Raw genomic sequence first — 16,963 nt, 5'->3', positions numbered from 1 at the left:
ACTCGCTCCCAGCGACTACCTGGACCCGCCGGGAACGCCGGTTACCGTTCACCCACGGAGTGCCTCTCAGCCCGGTGATCCTGCGCCTTCGACAAGCAGCAGAATCCCAAGCTGAGCAGGCACTTCCGTGCATGCACGCCCCGTGTCGCCCGTCCTCATGCCGGGCCGAACGAAAGATCGAGGCTAGAGGTCGACCTCATCCAGATCGTCGGGTGGGAAGCCGAGCGCCTGGCGAATGCGTCGACGGACGTTGAGCAGCTCGACGACGTCGAAGTCGTCGTCATCGACGTCCGTGTCGTTGGCCAGCTGGATCCGGTTCACGCCGATGGACGCCCAGCGGTGCGCCTGCTGAAGGTCGCCGACGTTCTCGAAGTTCTCGGCCATACCGGCGCAGTCGAGCACAGTCGGTCCGGAACGGCGCAGGTCATCGGCCACGTGACGAGCCTCGTCCAGCCGGCCCGCGTCGATCAGCGCGGCATGCAGCAGGCACCGGGCGCCGGGCGTCGTGGTGCCCTCGGCGGTGACCGCGCGGCGATGGAGCTGGAGTGCGGCGTCCGTGTCACCAGCCTGATCCAGGTGCCACGCTGCCGCGGACAGCAGCTCCGCGGGGTTCGCCTCGTCGTCCGGGTGCGGATGTTCCGCCCATGCCGACAGCACGGCAGCCGCCTCACGGTGGGCGCGGGGCGAGCGAGCAGAGGTCTCCAGCCGTTCGACGTCGTCGATGCTCCGCGGAGTCCGCACTCCAGGACCGTAGAGGCTGTGCCGCATGGTCAGTCAAGCATGGAACAGTCGTTCGAATGGGCTGCGGCCGAGAAAGTTCTGGCTAGAACCCTGGCGAGACTGCGCTCATGACAACCGTTCCGTTGAGCGAGGCCAAGGACCGGCTGTCTGCCCTGGTCGAGGCTGCGGAGACCACGCACGAGATCGTGACGATCACGCGGCACGGGCGGGAGGCGGCCGTGCCGATGGCCAAGGCCGACCTCGACTCGCTGCACGAGACGATCTTCTGGCTGTCCCAGCCAGGCGTTCGGGATGACGTGGAAGAGGGGCGCCGCGAGTTGGCCGAGGGGCGGACCGTCGCCGCGAGTGACTTGAGGCGGGAGCACGGACGTCCTGAGTGACTCCTCCGTACGAAGTTCGGGTCTCCTCACCGGCGCATCGCCAGCTGAGCCGGCTCCCGTCCCGGGTCACACCGGCCGTGGTCGAGTTCATCACCGCGGTCCTCGCTGAGAACCCGGTGAGGCTGAGCGAGCCCTTGACCGGCGAACTCGAGGGGCTCCGCAGTGCCCGCCGGGGCGACTACCGGGTCCTCATCGAGGTCGACGAGAGCGCACGCACTGTCCTCGTCCTGCGGATCGCGCACCGGGCCGAGGCGTACCGACCACCTCCGCCGTCGACCGACTGACCCCTCCGCCGATGGCCGGCCCCGTCAATCAGCGTGGCGGCGGCTGACCCGATGCCATCCCGGTAGATCCACTCTCCCCTGCACGGATCCGAGAGGATGCGGACGCGACGCGGTGGGGTCCACGCCGTCCGGGACCGTGACGTGAAGCTGACGGTGCGCGGATCGGGTGCGTGGGAGATGCGGCTCGCACGCTAAGCATGGGGAGGCGATGGGTGGATGCCCGCTCCCTGGGACGCTCGGCTGAGCAGCCCCGGCTCACCCGTGTGCGCCCCGGACTGGCTGGCGCTGCGCGAGGACGCCGACGCCGCGGCGCGGGCGCCCGACCTGGTCGAGCTCGTCCGGGTCCACCTGGCGGCCACCGCCCGGCCAGGTGCCCCGGTGGTGATCCGGGACCTCGGTTGCGGCACCGGGTCGATGGGCCGCTGGTTGGCCCCGCGGCTACCCGGGCCCCAGGAGTGGGTCCTGCACGACCGTGATCCCGGGCTGCTCGCCTCCGCCGCGGCGACCATGCCCAGCTCGGCCGCCGATGGCGCCCCGGTCTCCGCGCGGACGCAGGAGGGCGACTTCACGTACCTGCGCTCCGCCGACCTCTCCGGGACGGCGCTGGTGACCGGGTCCGCCGTGCTGGACCTGCTGACCGCCGAGCAGCTGGACGGGCTTGCCGCCGCGTGCGTCGAGGCCGGAGCCGCGGCGCTGCTGACGTTGTCGGTCACCGGGGACGTCGAGTTGGCGCCGACCGATTCCCTCGACGCCGCGTTCGCCGATGCCTTCAACGCTCATCAACGGCGCCGCACGGACGGCCGGCGGCTGCTGGGGCCGGACGCCGGCGCCGTCGCCGCAGACCTGTTCGCCCGGCGGGGCGCAGCGGTGGAGACCCGGCCCAGCCCGTGGCGCCTCGGTGCCGACCAGGCCGAGCTGGCCGAGGAGTGGCTGCGTGCCTGGATCGCCGCCGCGTGCGCCCAGCAGCCGGACCTGGGTCGTTGTGCCGGTCCCTACCTCGAGCGCCGCCTCGAAGCCTGTCGCGCCGGGCGGCTGCGGCTCGTGGTCGGCCACGTCGATGTGCTCGCTCTCCCCCCGGGAGCGTCGTGACGCAAGTCGGGTGAGGCGCCTGTGGTGCGTGTGATGAATGAGGCGACGTCGGCGAAACACCGTTGGCATCCGACCGCCTCCGTGGCAGCGTCCCTCACACCCCGTACGGGGCTCATTACTGAGAGCGGGAGTCCGGATGCGCGGGATCGTCGTGGTCGACCAGCCGGTTGAGGACCGGGTCGTGGGCTGGCACGTGAACGTCGGCGAGGGGCTCGAGTCGACCATGGCCGGCGCCTGGGTCCTGCCGTCCGACGACGACCGGATCGCCCGGCTGCTGACCGGCCGGATTCTGGTCACCACCCAGAAGGCCGCGCCGCGGTTCGGCATCGGCGCGGACGTCGCCGGCCTCGCCTTCGCGATCGTCGCGGAGACCAGCGCCCTCGACGGTGCCTTCGCCGCCCACGTGGCCTCGCTGCCGTCCGCCAAGCGCACCCTGGTCAGCCCGCGCTGGCCACGGATCCCCACCCGGCCCACGGCCGAGGTCGCCGGCGACCCGCTGGCCACCAACGCCCTCACCCTCGCCCGGTGGGTCGCCGACCTGCTGACCGCCTGGGACCGGATCGAGAAGGAGCGCCTCGCGCGCCCCTATCTCCTCCTGCGCGGCGGCGAGACGGCCCGCCCGCTCCCGCCCGGCTGGGCCACTGCGGGCCTCCTGACCCTCGCCGCCTGACGGGTCACGCCGCGGTGGCGGCGCGCTGCCACTCGCGCGGGGTCATCCCGTAGGCCTGCCGGAACCGCCGGGTGAAGTGGCTCGGGTCGGCGAAGCCGTGCGCCCGCGCCGTCGCCGCGATCGACCGGCGCAGTCCGGCGGGCGTGGCCAGGTGCGCCCGGGCGGCTTCCAGCCGCTGCTCGATGATCCACTGCTCCAGCCGCAGACCTGCCTCGTTGCACGCCTTGTACAGCTGGCGCAGCGACACGTTGTGGGCGCCGGCGATCGCGGCCGGGGTCAGCTCCGGGTCGTGCAGGCGCTGCCCGACGTAGGCCCGCACTCGGGTGACCAGCGTCTGCTCCCGCACCGGCGCGCTGCGGACGGCGTCCCCGGCGGCCGACACGATCAGCGCGCGCACCAGCTCGACCGTCGCCGTCCCGAGCGCGGCGGCGCCCGGGTCGGCCGCCAGCTGAGGAGCGGAGGACGCCAGCCGCGACAGGTGGGCGTGCACCAGGTCGTGCAGCGGGCTGGCCCGCAGCCGCGGCATCGCCCGCCGGACGACGTCCTCCGGCAGCGCCAGCAGCTCGTACGGCACCAAGAACACCTGCGCCCCGCCCCCGGTTGCGCAGCCGAACGAGTACGGCGTCCCCATGTCGACCAGCATCACTTCGTCGTCCCGCACCACCTGCTCGTGGCCCAGCTGGGCGAACTCGCCGCGGCCGGCCGCCTGGAACGACACCCCGACCACCGGTCCGCCGTCCGCACCGATGTGCTGGCGCGTGCGGGTGAGCCGCAAGCGCGACGCGTCCGTGCTGAGCAGCGCCGCCTGGCCGTAGGGCCACAGCTGCATGTGCACCTGCAGCTCGTCCTGTGGTTCCCGCTGCTCGATGCGGCACGGGGAGGAGACCTCGTGCATCGCCGCGGCGAAGGCCTCGGCGCGGTCGGCGCGCGGGATGTCGCGGGTGTCGAGCAGCAGCATCGGCGGTCCCTGGTCTGCCGGTGGCGGACGTTCCCGGGTGACCCGTCGAGCCTGGCAGAGCACCGCGCCTCCGGGAAGCGCGTTCAGACCAGAGGAATGCACGGACAGCCGATCACCGGACGGGCCGCACTGCCAGGGTCACGACGTCGACGTCCCCGTGCAGCCGAGGAGAACCACCATGACCGCGCCGTCCGCACCCGACACCATCGTGCTCGTCCACGGCTTCTGGGTGACCCCGCGCAGCTGGGAGAACTGGAAGACCCACTACGAGAGCCGCGGCTTCCGCGTGCTCACCCCCGCTTACCCCGGGTTCGAGGTCGAGGTGGAGGCGCTCAACGCCGACCCGACACCCATCGCCGAGTCCACCCTGCCGCGGATCGTCGAGCACCTGGCCGGCGTGGTGCGGGAGCTGGACAAGCCGCCGATCCTCATCGGTCACTCCGCCGGCGGCACGCTCGTGCAGCTGCTCCTCGACCGCGGCCTCGGCGCCGTCGGCGTCGCCCTCAACTCCGCGCCCACCGAGGGGGTGCGGGTGCTCCCCTTGTCTCAGCTCCGCTCGGCGTGGGCCGTGCTCAAGAACCCGGCGAACCGGCACAAGGCCGTCGGGCTCACCGAGGACCAATGGCACTATGCCTTCGCCAACACCTGGGACGAGGAGGAGTCGCGGGCGCTGTACCGGCGGTACCACATCCCCGCACCGGGCGGGATCCTCTGGAGCACGGTGCTGGCCAACCTGATGCCTGGCCCGCAGGACGCCCACGTCGACTACGAGAACGATGCCCGCCCGCCGCTGCTGTTCGTCTCCGGCGGGGAGGACCACATCCAGCCGCCGAGCGTGCAGCGGTCGAACGCGCGGCACTACTCCGGCAACACGGTCACCGAGGTGAAGGAGTACCCCGGCTACGCCCACCTGCTCCCCGCCCAGGCCGGCTGGGAGCGGATCGCCGACGAGGTGCTGGAGTGGGCGCTCGCGCACGCGACGGGGTCGCCGCCTAAGGTGACCGGGGCTTCGTGAGGCTGACCCACATCGGCGGGCCGACGCTGCTGATCGAGGTCGCCGGCTGGCGGCTGCTCACCGATCCGACCTTCGACCCGCCCGGCAGGCAGTACGCCTTCGGCTGGGGGACCGGCTCCCGCAAGCTGGTCGGGCCCGCGCTGCAGCCCGACGAGCTGCCGCCGGTCGACGCGGTGCTGCTCAGCCACGACCACCACGGGGACAACCTGGACGACGCCGGCCGGGCGCTGCTGCTGACCGTGCCGGTGGTCGTGACGACGGCGTCCGGTGCCGCCCGGCTGGGTGGGGGAGCGCGCGGCCTGCGCCCGTGGGAGACGACCGTGCTGGCAGCGCCGGGGCGCCCGCGGCTGACGGTGACGGCGACGCCGGCGCGGCACGGTCCGCCGTTGAGCCGGCCGGTCGCCGGGGACGTTGTCGGGTTCGTCGTGCGGCACTCGTGGGACGACGGAGCGCTGTGGATCTCCGGCGACACCGTGCTGTTCCGTGGCCTGCGGGACGTCGCCGCGCGGGTGCGGGTGGACACCGCCGTGCTGCACCTGGGCGGCGTCCGCTTCCCGGTCACCGGACCGGTCCGCTACTCGATGACCGGCCGGGAGGCGGTGCGGTTGTGCCGACAGCTCGACGCGACCACCGTCGTCCCGGTGCACCACGAGGGCTGGAGCCACTTCCGCCAGGGGCGCGCTGCGGTCGAGCGGGAGCTGGCCCGGGCGCCGGAGGAGATCCGCCGGCGGTTCCGCTGGCTGCCGCTCGGCACGCCGGTGGAGCTCGACGCGGTCAGCCGGCGAGCGGAAGCCCCTGGAAAACCTGGCGGCGGTGCCAACTGACGTGCTCGCCAGCAGGTGGTGCGGTGCCCGGCCGCGGGTCCAGCCGGCGGCCGTGCAGCGCGTAGACGGCCTTGCCGGACGACGTCCGGGCCGTGAACCGCTGCGAGACGATGACCCCGAGACCGTCGTCCAGACCGAGCACGCCCCGGTCGAACAGCTTGTGGTGCAACGAGCGGAGCGCGAGCCCGTTGTCCGTCTCGTCGGGCCCGTCGAAGGCGAACCACCGGACGTGCGCGGCCGCCACGCCGATCGCCGTGCCACCGGACCGGCCGTCGAAGCCGCAGCAGGCGCACTGCTCGTCCCACGCCTGCAGCACCGCCGTCCGCCACACCTGACTGCGCTTCCGCGCGCTGACCGGCGCGGTGCCGGGGACCGGCGGCACCTCGGGGTCGAACCCGAGGTGCCGCCGGTCCCCGGCCACGGTGGGCGGGAAGTGGCTGTCGACGAGCGTGCGGGCGACGGTCTCGACCAGCGCGGGGTCCTCCGCGAGCCGTTGCTCCAGCGTCGCCTCGAAGCGCCCGGTGACGCCGGCGCGCAGTGGGCTCACCTTGTCGTCGTCCACGTCGCGGTCGAGCACCCAGATGTGGTCGGCGCGCAGACGGGTGAAGGGATAGGCGGCGCTCTGGGCCCGACCGGTGTGGGACGCCGGGCCGAACTCGGCGATCAGGTCCGCCAGCTTCTCCTCGGCCAACGACCAGGACACCTCACTGCTGCCGGTCGCTGCCAGCCGGCCGAGGGCGAGCAGGGCCAGCAACGGCTTGTGCGGCGAGCGCTGACCCTTGCGCTGGTGCTGCCGCAACGAGGAGAAGGCGGCGAGCACGTCAGCTGACACGGCGGGACTGTCGCACACAGTGGCCGACGGCCCGGTCGTCCCGTGGGGCGGGCGCGACCACCGGGGCGGGTGAGGTCACGGGCGGGCGTCGATGGCATGTCCTCCCAGCTCAGGGCCGGGATGATCACACGATGGGGCGGTTCGTCGCACGTCCAACGGGGGTCCGCTCATGTCGTCGCAGCTCTTGATCGGGCGGAGGTCCACCCGTCGGCGCGTCGTCCTCGGGCTCGTCCCGTTCGTCGTCGCCGCCGCCCTGGTGGTCGGCTGCGGAAACGCCACCCCGGAGACCGAGCCCACCGCGGCCACGTCGAGCGCCGCGCCGTCCTCGCCGGCCGCCGAGACGGAAGCGGACACGACCCCGACCGCTGCCCCCAGCGACACCGGCCTGGTGACCGACGCGGCCGCCGAGACGGCGGTCGTCGCCGCCCCGGCCTCGACCGCATTGGCCGCGCTGGCCGCCGTTCCGGTCCAGGGCAGGGCCGCCAAGACCGGCTACGACCGCGACCTGTTCGGCGCCGGCTGGGTCGACGTCGACCGGAACGGCTGCGACACCCGCAACGACATGCTCGCCCGGGACCTGAGCGGGGAGACATTCAAGCCCGGCACCCGCAACTGCGTCGTGCTGACCGGCTCGCTCGCCGACCCGTACTCCGGCCGGACGATCGCCTTCCAACGTGGGCAGAGCACCAGCGACGACGTGCAGATCGACCACGTCGTCGCGGTGTCGAACAGCTGGCAGACCGGGGCTCAGGGCTGGGACGCCGCCCGCCGGACGGCCTTTGGCAACGACCCGCTGAACCTTCTCGCGGTCGACGGTTCGCTCAACATGCAGAAGGGGGACGGCGACGCCGCGACCTGGCTGCCGCCGAACAAGTCCTACCGCTGCGCCTACGTGGCGCGGCAGGTGGCGGTCAAAGTCGCCTACGGGCTCTGGATGACGCAGGCGGAGCGCAACGCGATCGCCACCGTGCTCGGCACGTGCCCGGGCGAACTGCTGCCCGGTGGCGTTGTCGCCAACGTGCCCGTGACGGCGACAGTGGCCGCTCCGCAGCCGGCCGCCTCCGCTGCCCCGCAGCCGGCGCCGGCACCAGTGGCCGTTCCCACGCCCGCGCCCGCCCCGGATTCCGCCCCCGCCCCGGCACCTGCCGCGGACGTCTACTTCCAGAACTGCGACGCCGTCCGGGCGGCTGGAGCTGCACCCATCCACGCCGGGGACCCGGGCTGGGAGCCGAAGTTCGACCGCGACAACGACGGCGTCGGCTGCGAGTAGCCGTGTCCGCCTCCTGAGACGGGTGACGTTTCGGTGGTTCCACTGGTGCCGGACGGGTCTGCATAGGGACGGCCGTGGTCGACCATTCGGTCGAGACCGGGGAGTGCGTTCGTACCGTTGTCCCTGGCCGCCGGTCTCGCGTCTCTCGACCGAACAGCGCCAGATCGCCCAACCAGCGACCGCCGGGTCACCTCGTCGGCCGGTGATTATTGGTCACGGCCCCGAGAGACCTGCATGGAAGCTGTTCGTCACCGGACGCAGACATAGATAGTCCGGGTGTACGGCTGAAGGCTGGAGAACGAGCCGAAGTCATTGAGATGGACGTCCGTGAGAACTTGGACGGACCTCGTTACGCCGCCCAAGGGGCAATCGTCGCCGTCCTCGCCGTCCTGGCCGTCCTCGCCGTCGCGTCCCGCTGGCCCCGGCGGTCCTTCGGGGCCAGCTGGACCGGGCACTGCGGCCCGCTTGGCAACAGCGTCCACCTGGTCGCTGAGGTTCGTCACGGTCACGGCGCCGACCACGATGCCGCCCGCCAACACAACATTGAGGGCGATCGAGAGAAGAGCGACCATCTCGGCACGGGGCGGCTTCACCAGATCAGGAGAACTCACCGGAAAAGCGAGGTGATGGGTTCAGCCGGGGTGCATGCCTCCCGAGAGTGAGCGCTCTTCCAGAGCCGGAGATTCGGTGCGACGGCCGAGCGAGGTCCCGGAGCTCTCCAGCCCGTCACCACATCGTCTCCAAGACCGGCCGCCTCCTGGCCGCCACCGTTGCAGTCATCCGCCGCGACGGTGCGGCGGGCGGACTCCAGGGGAGACGAGCCGTGACACCTCGAAAGCACGACGTCGTCATCGTGGGCGGGCGCTGCGCCGGCGCCGCGACCGCGCTGCTGCTGGCCCGGATGGGGCACGACGTCGCCCTCGTCGACCGGGCCACCTTCCCCAGCGACACCCTCTCCACCCACGCCATCTCGCGCTCCGGCGTCGTCCAGCTGCACCGCTGGGGGCTCCTCGACGCGGTGCTGGCCAGCGGTGCCCCGGCCATCCGCTCGATCGGCTTCGGCACCCCCGACGGCCTCGCCGAGCGCACGGTCAAGGCCACCGCCGGCGTCGACCTGCTCGTCGCCCCCCGCCGCCACGTGCTGGACACGCTGCTCCGCGAGGCGGCCGCCGACGCCGGGGCCACCCCCTACGAGGCGACCACCGTCAGCGGTCTCCTGCGTGACGCCACCGGCCGGGTCTGCGGCGTGCAAGCCGGGGACCAGGAGCTGCACGGCCGTTGGGTCGTCGGCGCGGACGGCCTCCGGTCGAGGACGGCGCGGGACGTCGGCGCCCAGGTCCGCGACCGCACCCTGTCGCCCAGCGGCACCTTCTACGCCTACGTCGACGGCCTGGACGCCCGCGGCTTCGAGTTCCACCCCGCGCCGCAGGCCCTGATCGGCGTCTTCCCGACCCACGGCGACCAGGCGTGCGTCTGGATCTCCGCCCCCGCCACCGCCCTGAGCGGACTCAGGAGCGCCGGCGGCGACAAGCCCACCGCGCTGCGACACCTGATCAGCACCAAGGCGCCCGACCTCGGCCGGCGGCTGCGGGGATGCCGGATCAACGCACCGGTCCGCGGCGCGCTCAACCTGCCCAACCAGGTGCTGCAGCCCACCGGCCCCGGCTGGGCGCTGGTCGGCGACGCCGGCTACCACCGCGACCCGATCACCGGGCACGGGATCACCGACGCCTTCCGCGACGCCGAGCTGCTGGCTCGCGCCCTGGACGACGAACTCAACGGACACGTGTCGTTGGCCGCGGTCGCCGACCGCTACGACCGCACCCGCACCGCCGCCCTGCGCGACGTCCTCGCGATCACCCGGGCGCTGACCGCCTTCCCGCCGCTCGACCAGTTCACCACCCTGCAGAAGCAGCTGTCCGCTGCCATCGAGCGGGAGGCGTCCTGGCTGGCCGGCCTCCCGGTTCCCGGCAGCGCCCTGTCCGTGGCTGCCTGAGAGAGGAGACCCGCCATGACCGACCTCGCAAACAACAAGGCGACCGCCGTCCGGTTCCTCGACGCCATCACCGCCGGGGACGTCGACACCCTGCTGACCCTGATCACCCCGGACTGGCAGATGACCGGCGGGCCGCCCGGCCTGCCCCGCGGCGCCGCGGGGATCCACGCCCTGTTCGCCTCCATCGGCCCCATCGAGCAGACCTGGACGGTGGACGACGTCATCGCCGAGGGCGACCGGGTCGTCGTCCGGGCCACCAACACCTGCGTGCAGGAGAGCTTCTTCGGCGTCCCGGCCGCCGGGGTCCGCCAGGTCTTCACCGCCACCTTCACCTTCCGGCTGGCCGACGGGCTGATCGCCGAGACCTGGCGCAACGCCGACGACCTCGGCCGGCTCCTGCAGCTCGGCGTCCGCTTTGTCCTCCCCACCGACTGACCGCAGCACCCACCCACCCACCGAGAGGAACGACCACCATGACCACCACGACCCCGGCCACGGTCAACGGCGTCGACACCACCGCGCTGCTCACCACCCGCGAGGCCGTCCGGAACCACCCGGAGCTGGCGCGGTTCCAGTTCCGGGCGACCAACAGCTGGATCAGCGGCACGCACAACCGCAGCACCATCGACGGGTACTCCGGTGCCGGTCAGGAGCTGGACCGGAACGGCGGGTTCACCTTCGACGCCGACCACCCGCCGGTGCTGACCGGCTCGGACAACGGGCCGACGCCCGTGGAGTTCCTGCTGCATGCCCTCGCCGCGTGCCTCACCGCCGGCCTGGTCAACATCGCCGCTGCCCGCGGTATCACGCTGACCTCGGTCAGCTCGACCGTCGCGGGGGACATCGACCTGCTCGGCATCCTCGGGCTCGACCCGGGCGTCCGGAACGGCTACTCGGGCATCCGCGTCGTGATGACCGTCGAGGGGGACGCCTCCGCGGAGGAGCTGGCCGGCCTGGTCGAGCGCTCCCGGCGCCGCTCCGCGGTGTTCGACGTCCTCACCCACGGCACCGCCGTCGACGTCGAGGTCCGCACCGCCTGATCCGCCCCCGACGACGTCCCGGCTCCGCATCCGGAGCCGGGACGTCGTGCTGTCGCCGAAGGTGCTCGCCAGCCGGCGCCGACCGCCCTAGGGTCGTCGCGGGCGGCAGAGGGTGGGGTCCGATGGACGGTGCCGAGCGGCGGACCGACGTCCCTGCGCCCATGCCCGACGACGGCCGCTACGCCTTCGGCGACTTCGTGGTCGACGTGGGCGCCCGGGAGATCCGGCGGGCGGGCCGGCGGGTCGCCGTCGAGCCGCAGGTCTTCGACGTCCTCGTCGTCCTCCTCCGCGAACGGCACCGCGTGGTGACCAAGGAGGAGCTGCTGGACCTGGTGTGGCACACCCGGATGGTCAGCGAGTCCGCGCTCACCTCACGGGTCAAGGCGCTGCGCCGCGCGCTCGGGGACGACGGCCAGAGCCAGTCGGTCATCCGGACCGCGCACGGGCACGGCTTCCGGTTCGTCGCCGGGATCCACCCGGCGCAGCCAGACGGCGCACGCCCGGTCGCCCCGCCGGCGCGCCCCCTGGAGCAGGAGGTCCGCTTCTGCCGCACTCGGGACGACGTCCGGCTCGCCTACGCATTCCTCGGACAGGGCCCGCCACTGGTCAAGGTGGCCAACTGGCTCACCCATCTCGAGTACGACCTGGAGAGCCCGGTCTGGCGGCACTGGTACGAGGCGCTCGGCGCCCGGTACCGGCTGCTCCGGTACGACGAGCGGGGCACCGGACTCTCCGACCTGGACGCCGACGGCTACACCGTGGACGCCTGGGTGGACGACCTGGAGGCCGTCATCGACGCGGCCGGGCTGGACCGGTTCCCGCTGTTCGGCATCTCGCAGGGCGGCGCGGTCGCCATCGAGTACGCCGTCCGGCATCCCGAGCGGGTCAGCCACCTGGTGCTCTACGGCGCCTTCATGACCGGCCCGGCGCTGAGCGCGCGCAAGCCCGAGCACGTCCGCGAGGCCCTGCTGATGCCGGAGCTCGCGCAGCTCGGCTGGGGTCGCGAGCACCCGATCTTCCGGCACGTGTTCACCCTCCGCTTCCTCCCCGAGGGGCCGCCGGAGGCGTGGACGGCGTTCGACGAGCTGCAGCGCCGCACGACGCCCAGCCCGAACGCCGTCCGGTTCCTCGAGGCGTTCAACGCCGTGGACGTCGCGGCCCGGGCGCCCCTCGTCACCACGCCGACCCTCGTGCTGCACGCCCGGCGGGAGAAGCTCGTGCCGCCCAGCCAGGGCCAGCTGATCGCCGCCGCGATCCCAGGCAGCCGCTTCGTGTCCCTGGACAGCTGCAACCACCTGCTGCTGCCGGACGAGCCGGCGTGGCCGCGGTTCCTCGACCAGGTCGAGCAGTTCCTCGCCACCCCCGGCTGACCCCGGCGTTCTCCACCTCGTCTCCAGGTCAGCGCCAAGACCGGGCCGCCGACGAGGAGCAGGGTCGTCCGCGGGTCGGCGACCGCCGGCCACCCGCCGGACGAGAGGACCGGAGATGACCCGCCACTCCCGTACGACCCCGCAGGTCCCGTCATGACCGCCGCCGTCCTGGCACCCGACGCGGCCGTCGTCGACTCGCGCCGGCTGGCGCTGCGCGACGCGCGCACCGTCGCCCCCGGCCTGCTGCCCTTCGGGATGCTGCTGGGGGTCACCGTGGTGAGCACCGGCGCCAGCGGGCTGGCCGGCGTCCTCGGCGGCCCCATCGTCTACGGCGGCAGCGCGCAGCTGACCGCGCTGACCCTGCTCGACCGCGGGCTGGGCCTGGCGGCAGTCGTCCTCAGCGCCGCGGTGGTGAATGCCCGGCTGTTGCTCTACAGCGCGGCGCTCGGGCACCGCTTCCGCGCCCAGCCGGCGCTGTTCCGCTGGCTGGCACCGCACTTCATCATCGACCAGACGTACCTGATGGCCGACTCGCACCCGGAGCTCGCCGGCCGGGACTTCCGCCGCTACTGGACCTGGCTCGGCGGCACCGTCCTGGTGGTCTGGACCGGCTCGATCGCGCTGGGGGTCGTGCTGGCGCCGATGCTGCCGCCGCTGCCGCACCTGACCCTGGTCGGGACGGCGATGTTCCTCGGGCTGCTCGTGCCCCGGTTGGTCGACCGGCCCGCCGTGGTCGCGGCCGTCGTCGGCGGGGGAGTGGCCGCCGCGGTGTCGTGGGTGCTGCCCGCGGCGGGGATCGTCGCGGGCGCGGTGGCCGGTGTCGCGGCGGCCATGGCGGTGAGCCGCGATGACTGAGCTGGTCGCGATGCTGGTCCTGGGCGCGGTGTGCTGGGTCTTCCGCATCGTGTTCGTGCTGCTCGTCCCCGCCACCGCCCTGCCGGCGCGGGTCCGCCGCGGGCTGGACCACCTGGCGCCCGCGGTGCTGGCCGGGATCGCGGCCGTGGAGCTGACCGGCACGATGGGCGCCGGCGACCTGCGGAGCAACCTGCTCGCGCTCGGGGCGATGGCGGTCGTCGCCGGGATCGCCCGCCGGTTCGGCAACCTGAGCCTGACGGTGGTGGCCGCGCTCGCCGCCGTCCTGGCGATCGACCTGCTGGTCCGCTGACGGTCAGATCGGCGGGACGTCGTCCGGGGTGAGGTCGGGGCGGGTGCGGACGAACCGCAGCGGATGGCGGAACACACCCGCGTGCAGGGCGGCGTCCGCGCTCACCTCGACGACCAGCGAGGGCTCGACCTTCGTCAGCGGCACCGACAGCCGGCCGCCGCCGAAGCGCCCGGTGCCGATCCGGTCGGGCCACGGGTGCTCCCGCCCGGCCGGCGTCAGGACGGCGGCGAGCCCGGCGGCCTGCGCCGGATCGAGCGGGCTGGTCCGGCCGACCACGACCAACTCGCCGTCCCGGTACCGGCCCAGCACCAGCTGGCTCGGGTTCTCGAGCGCACCGATCACCCCGCCGACGACGACCTCCGTCGTCTCCCACGACTTCACCTTCAGCCAGTCCCGCCGGGCGGGCAGGTACCGACCGCTGGCCGACTTGACCACCAGGCCCTCGACGCCGGCCGCCCGGTACTCACGCGACCAGCGTTCGGCCTCGGCCGGGTCCTCGGTCATCGGGGACAGCTGCAGCGGCGGCGACCAGCCCCCGGCCAGCGACTCCAGCTGCGTCCGGCGCCGCCACAGCGGCTCGGACCGCTGGTCGGCGCCGCCGACGGCGAGCACGTCGAAGGCGACGTAGGAGGCCGGGTGCTCGGCAACCAGCGGGCCGTTCCGGCTGGGCGCGGTGACCATCCGGCGCTGCAGCAGGCTGAAGTCGAGCCGGTCCCCGTTCCAGATGACCACCTCGCCGTCGACCACCGTGCCCGGCGGCAGCTGCGCCCGCGCGGCCGCCACGACGTCGGGAAAGCACCCCGACAGGTCGCGACCCTGCCGGGACCAGACCCGGGTGGCCGTCACCCCCCGGACGACGACCAGCCGGAACCCGTCCCACTTCGGCTCGTACCGGCAGCCACCCGGCAGCGCGCTCGGATGCGGCAGCGCAGCGACCGGCTTGGTCAGCGCGACGCCCACGGGCCCGGAGAGCTCGGGCGGCAGGTCGGGCAACCCGGCGGCGGTCAGCGGCATCCGGACACGATGACAGGAAACGCGCCGGTCAGCCCGTCGTCCCGGCTCCACCCCGCCCGAAGAGGCGACCCGCGGCGGCCATGTTGGCCACCATGGCCACCGCGGAACGCCCGGCGCTCAGAGCCAGGCCTCGATCTCGTCCAGCTGAGCGTGGGTGAGGCCTTCGAAGACGTCCGGGGCGACCACCAGCACCTGCGGATGCGCGCTCAGCCACTCGACGGTCTCCGCTGTCCGCTCCACCAGGTCGTCGTCGACCCACACGATCCGCCGGTCCGGCTCCGCCTCGGCGACCTCCTGGGCCGCCGCCAGCTTCCACCACGCCGCTTCGCCGCCGAGCGGGCCGGCGAAGCCGGTCGGCCCGATCCCGGGCCGCGCGTGGGTCCGCAGTCCGCGGGGGAGGCCCATCGGCTCGGCCAGCACCCGGTCCGCGTTCTCCGCCCACGTGGTGAGCCACTGGATCTCCACCCGGCCGGACTCGTGCAGGTCCCGCAGCCGGGCGGTGACGGTGGGGTCCCAGGTGATCAGGAAGCCCTGGAAGAGACCGCGCTGCCAGCCGTCGGGCGGGTCGAGCCGGAGCGCGTTGACGACGCCGTCCACGTCCAGCAGCAGCACGGGGACGTCGCGGGTCGATGGCATGACACTCCCTCGGACGGCGCGACCGGACGACGGTCAGCCGGTGCCGGCCGGGCGGGTGCGGACGAGGTTCATCGCCCGCAGCCGCAGCACCACCTGGCCGGCCTGGTCGACCATCTCCACCAGCGTGGTGACGATGCCCCGGTCCGGCTTGCTGCGGGACAGCCGGGCGTCCTCCACCGTCGTGCGGAGCACCAGCGCGTCCCCGGGGCGGACCGGCGCCAGCCACCGCAGCTCGTCGATGCCGGGCGAGCCCAGGCTCGACACCGGGGACAGGTACTCCTCCGCGAGCAGCCGCATCATCAGCGCGCAGGTGTGCCAGCCGCTGGCGATCAGCCCACCGAACGGCCCCCGGGCGGCGGCCTCGGCGTCGACGTGGAACGGCTGCGGGTCGAAGCGCCGGGCGAAGTCGACGACCTCGGCCTCCTCGACCCGGATCGGGCCGGCCTCCGCCGTCGTCCCCGGCACGTAGTCCTCGAACCAGCGCTCGTCCACCGGAGCAACCTAGCCCGGCACCGAGGTCGGACGGCGAGCTGAGCGGCCCCGCGGCGGCTCGCGGCTCCCTAGGGTGACGAGCCCGCCCGCAGGCCGACCCGGGAGTGTCTTCGTGGCCCGTCGCAGTACCGCACTCCGCGCCGTCCTGCTGGTCGGCGTCGCGCTCGTCGGCTCGGTCGCCTGCACCTCCTCCGCGGAGACCTCCCGGAGCGCCGCGGCAGCCCCCACGACGAGTGCCAGCCCCACCCCGACGCCGACACCGCCCCCGCCGCCCCCACCTCCGCCTCCCGTGCTCTGGCCGCTCACCGGGATCGAGAGCGGCCCCGTCCCGCCGCGCCCGGCCCTCGCGGTCAAGATCGAGAACTCGGTCGACGCCCGGCCGCAGACCGGGCTCGGCGCCGCGGACGTGGTCTGGGAGGAGGTGGTGGAGGGCGGCATCACCCGGTTCGTCGCCGTCTACCACTCCACGCTGCCGCCGGAGGTCGGACCGGTGCGCTCGGTCCGGCCGATGGACCCGGCGATCGCCGCGCCGCTGCACGGCCTGATCGCCTTCTCCGGCGGGCAGGCCGGGTACGTCGACGCGCTCGCGGCCGCCGGTCTGCAGACGGTCAGCTTCGACCGGGGGGACGGCGGCTTCCACCGGATCGGCGCCCGGTCGGCGCCGCACAACGTCTACGCCGACCCGGCGGCCCTCCTCGCCCAGGCCGACGCCGCGCACCAGGCCCCGCCGCCGGTGCAGTTCGACCTCGCCGCCCCGGGGGAGCCGCTCCCCGCCGGCACCCCGGCCGCGGCGGTGCGGCTCACCCTCTCCGGACTGAGCCACCCGGTGTGGACGTGGAGCGAGCCGGACCGGAGCTGGCTGCGCGCCGAGGACGGCCGGCCGGCCGTCGAGGCCGACGGCACCCGGCTGCGGGCGACGAACGTCGTCGTCCTCCGGGTGACCGTCGTGAACACGTCGGCCCGGGACGCCGCGGGCACCCCCGTGCCGGAGACCGTGCTGACCGGGTCGGGGGAGGCGCTGGTCATGACCGGCGGCTCGGCGGTCCCCGCCACCTGGTCGAAGGCCGGGGTCGGGGACCGCGTCGTCCTCACCGGTGCGGACGGCGCCCCCGTCCGGCTCGCTCCGGGCACCACCTGGGTGGAGCTGGTGCCGCTCGGCAGCGGAGCCGTCGCCGTCGGCTGACCGG

The 16,963-nt window shown here is 73.8% G+C and carries 21 protein-coding genes; 14 read left to right on the top strand and 7 right to left on the bottom strand.

Annotated elements, in window-relative coordinates:
• Positions 1 to 183 precede the first annotated feature (183 nt).
• On the bottom strand, positions 184 to 741 hold the full coding sequence (locus HK417_RS21950; protein ID WP_222271894.1) for a hypothetical protein: 558 nt from the start codon (positions 739 to 741) through the stop codon (positions 184 to 186).
• Positions 742 to 848: 107 nt separating this feature from the next.
• On the opposite strand from HK417_RS21950, the gene HK417_RS21945 reads away from it, so the two are divergent.
• The 4 genes from HK417_RS21945 to HK417_RS21930 all read left to right on the top strand — a co-directional run bounded on the left by HK417_RS21945 (position 849) and on the right by HK417_RS21930 (position 3,164).
• Positions 849 to 1,121: a type II toxin-antitoxin system Phd/YefM family antitoxin gene (locus HK417_RS21945; protein WP_261327554.1), complete on the top strand. Its 273-nt coding sequence runs from the start codon at positions 849 to 851 to the stop codon at positions 1,119 to 1,121.
• Positions 1,118 to 1,405 (top strand): type II toxin-antitoxin system RelE family toxin, encoded by a 288-nt coding sequence (locus tag HK417_RS21940; protein WP_222271892.1) that lies wholly within the window; start codon positions 1,118 to 1,120, stop codon positions 1,403 to 1,405. The genes HK417_RS21945 and HK417_RS21940 overlap by 4 nt, the downstream gene beginning before the upstream one ends.
• Positions 1,406 to 1,621: 216 nt before the next feature.
• Positions 1,622 to 2,494 carry a class I SAM-dependent methyltransferase gene (locus tag HK417_RS21935; RefSeq protein WP_222271890.1) on the top strand — a complete coding sequence of 291 codons (873 nt, stop codon included), beginning with the start codon at positions 1,622 to 1,624 and terminating at the stop codon, positions 2,492 to 2,494.
• A 136-nt stretch (positions 2,495 to 2,630) separates the two neighbouring features.
• Positions 2,631 to 3,164 (top strand): hypothetical protein, encoded by a 534-nt coding sequence (locus HK417_RS21930; protein ID WP_222271888.1) that lies wholly within the window; start codon positions 2,631 to 2,633, stop codon positions 3,162 to 3,164.
• Between the two features lie 4 nt (positions 3,165 to 3,168).
• Here the strand turns inward: HK417_RS21930 and HK417_RS21925 are convergent, their stop codons facing one another.
• Entirely contained in the window at positions 3,169 to 4,122 is a 954-nt protein-coding gene (locus HK417_RS21925; protein WP_222271886.1) for a helix-turn-helix domain-containing protein, read from the bottom strand.
• Between the two features lie 178 nt (positions 4,123 to 4,300).
• Between HK417_RS21925 and HK417_RS21920 the strand changes: the two genes are divergently transcribed.
• Together HK417_RS21920 and HK417_RS21915 are read left to right on the top strand one after the other, a co-directional pair.
• Positions 4,301 to 5,137, top strand: coding sequence for an alpha/beta hydrolase (locus HK417_RS21920; protein WP_222271880.1), 837 nt, complete (start codon positions 4,301 to 4,303; stop codon positions 5,135 to 5,137).
• Positions 5,134 to 5,961: an MBL fold metallo-hydrolase gene (locus HK417_RS21915; protein ID WP_222271878.1), complete on the top strand. Its 828-nt coding sequence runs from the start codon at positions 5,134 to 5,136 to the stop codon at positions 5,959 to 5,961. Before HK417_RS21920 ends, HK417_RS21915 begins: the two co-directional genes overlap by 4 nt.
• Here HK417_RS21915 and HK417_RS21910 read toward each other — a convergent pair.
• A complete protein-coding gene (locus HK417_RS21910; protein WP_222271876.1) occupies positions 5,912 to 6,811 on the bottom strand; it encodes a phosphorothioated DNA-binding restriction endonuclease in 900 nt (299 codons plus the stop codon). The two genes, HK417_RS21915 and HK417_RS21910, sit on opposite strands and share 50 nt — an antisense overlap.
• A gap of 151 nt (positions 6,812 to 6,962) precedes the next feature.
• Between HK417_RS21910 and HK417_RS21905 the strand changes: the two genes are divergently transcribed.
• Entirely contained in the window at positions 6,963 to 8,063 is a 1,101-nt protein-coding gene (locus HK417_RS21905; protein ID WP_222271874.1) for a GmrSD restriction endonuclease domain-containing protein, read from the top strand.
• A 248-nt stretch (positions 8,064 to 8,311) separates the two neighbouring features.
• On the opposite strand, the gene HK417_RS21900 is transcribed toward HK417_RS21905, so the two are convergent.
• Positions 8,312 to 8,656 (bottom strand): hypothetical protein, encoded by a 345-nt coding sequence (locus HK417_RS21900; RefSeq protein ID WP_222271868.1) that lies wholly within the window; start codon positions 8,654 to 8,656, stop codon positions 8,312 to 8,314.
• 230 nt (positions 8,657 to 8,886) lie between these two features.
• Between HK417_RS21900 and HK417_RS21895 the strand changes: the two genes are divergently transcribed.
• The 6 genes from HK417_RS21895 (at position 8,887) to HK417_RS21870 (ending at position 13,634) form a co-directional block, all read left to right on the top strand.
• Positions 8,887 to 10,059: an NAD(P)/FAD-dependent oxidoreductase gene (locus HK417_RS21895; RefSeq protein WP_222271866.1), complete on the top strand. Its 1,173-nt coding sequence runs from the start codon at positions 8,887 to 8,889 to the stop codon at positions 10,057 to 10,059.
• Positions 10,060 to 10,074: 15 nt separating this feature from the next.
• The gene (locus HK417_RS21890) at positions 10,075 to 10,494 is read left to right on the top strand and encodes an ester cyclase (RefSeq protein WP_222271859.1); all 420 of its coding nucleotides are present in this window, start codon (positions 10,075 to 10,077) and stop codon (positions 10,492 to 10,494) included.
• A 38-nt stretch (positions 10,495 to 10,532) separates the two neighbouring features.
• Positions 10,533 to 11,099, top strand: coding sequence for an OsmC family protein (locus HK417_RS21885; protein ID WP_222271857.1), 567 nt, complete (start codon positions 10,533 to 10,535; stop codon positions 11,097 to 11,099).
• Positions 11,100 to 11,221: 122 nt separating this feature from the next.
• Positions 11,222 to 12,469 carry an alpha/beta fold hydrolase gene (locus HK417_RS21880; RefSeq protein WP_222271855.1) on the top strand — a complete coding sequence of 416 codons (1,248 nt, stop codon included), beginning with the start codon at positions 11,222 to 11,224 and terminating at the stop codon, positions 12,467 to 12,469.
• Between the two features lie 153 nt (positions 12,470 to 12,622).
• Complete coding sequence (locus HK417_RS21875; protein ID WP_222271853.1) at positions 12,623 to 13,324, top strand: AzlC family ABC transporter permease; 702 nt, start codon at positions 12,623 to 12,625, stop codon at positions 13,322 to 13,324.
• Entirely contained in the window at positions 13,317 to 13,634 is a 318-nt protein-coding gene (locus HK417_RS21870) for an AzlD domain-containing protein (protein WP_222271845.1), read from the top strand. Before HK417_RS21875 ends, HK417_RS21870 begins: the two co-directional genes overlap by 8 nt.
• Positions 13,635 to 13,637: 3 nt before the next feature.
• Here HK417_RS21870 and HK417_RS21865 read toward each other — a convergent pair whose 3' ends face one another.
• The 3 genes from HK417_RS21865 to HK417_RS21855 all read right to left on the bottom strand — a co-directional run bounded on the left by HK417_RS21865 (position 13,638) and on the right by HK417_RS21855 (position 15,776).
• Positions 13,638 to 14,648: an ATP-dependent DNA ligase gene (locus HK417_RS21865; RefSeq protein ID WP_222271843.1), complete on the bottom strand. Its 1,011-nt coding sequence runs from the start codon at positions 14,646 to 14,648 to the stop codon at positions 13,638 to 13,640.
• A gap of 117 nt (positions 14,649 to 14,765) precedes the next feature.
• Positions 14,766 to 15,284, bottom strand: a complete 519-nt coding sequence (locus HK417_RS21860; protein WP_222271841.1) for an HAD domain-containing protein — start codon at positions 15,282 to 15,284, stop codon at positions 14,766 to 14,768.
• 33 nt (positions 15,285 to 15,317) lie between these two features.
• Positions 15,318 to 15,776: a MaoC family dehydratase gene (locus tag HK417_RS21855; RefSeq protein ID WP_222271839.1), complete on the bottom strand. Its 459-nt coding sequence runs from the start codon at positions 15,774 to 15,776 to the stop codon at positions 15,318 to 15,320.
• 112 nt (positions 15,777 to 15,888) lie between these two features.
• Between HK417_RS21855 and HK417_RS21850 the strand changes: the two genes are divergently transcribed.
• A complete protein-coding gene (locus HK417_RS21850; protein ID WP_308123762.1) occupies positions 15,889 to 16,959 on the top strand; it encodes a DUF3048 domain-containing protein in 1,071 nt (356 codons plus the stop codon).
• The last annotated feature ends 4 nt before the right edge of the window (positions 16,960 to 16,963 follow it).

This window comes from Modestobacter marinus (assembly GCF_019799945.1).
In the GTDB taxonomy this organism is placed as follows: domain Bacteria; phylum Actinomycetota; class Actinomycetes; order Mycobacteriales; family Geodermatophilaceae; genus Modestobacter; species Modestobacter marinus_B.
This window is presented reverse-complemented; position numbering and strand designations above follow the sequence as displayed.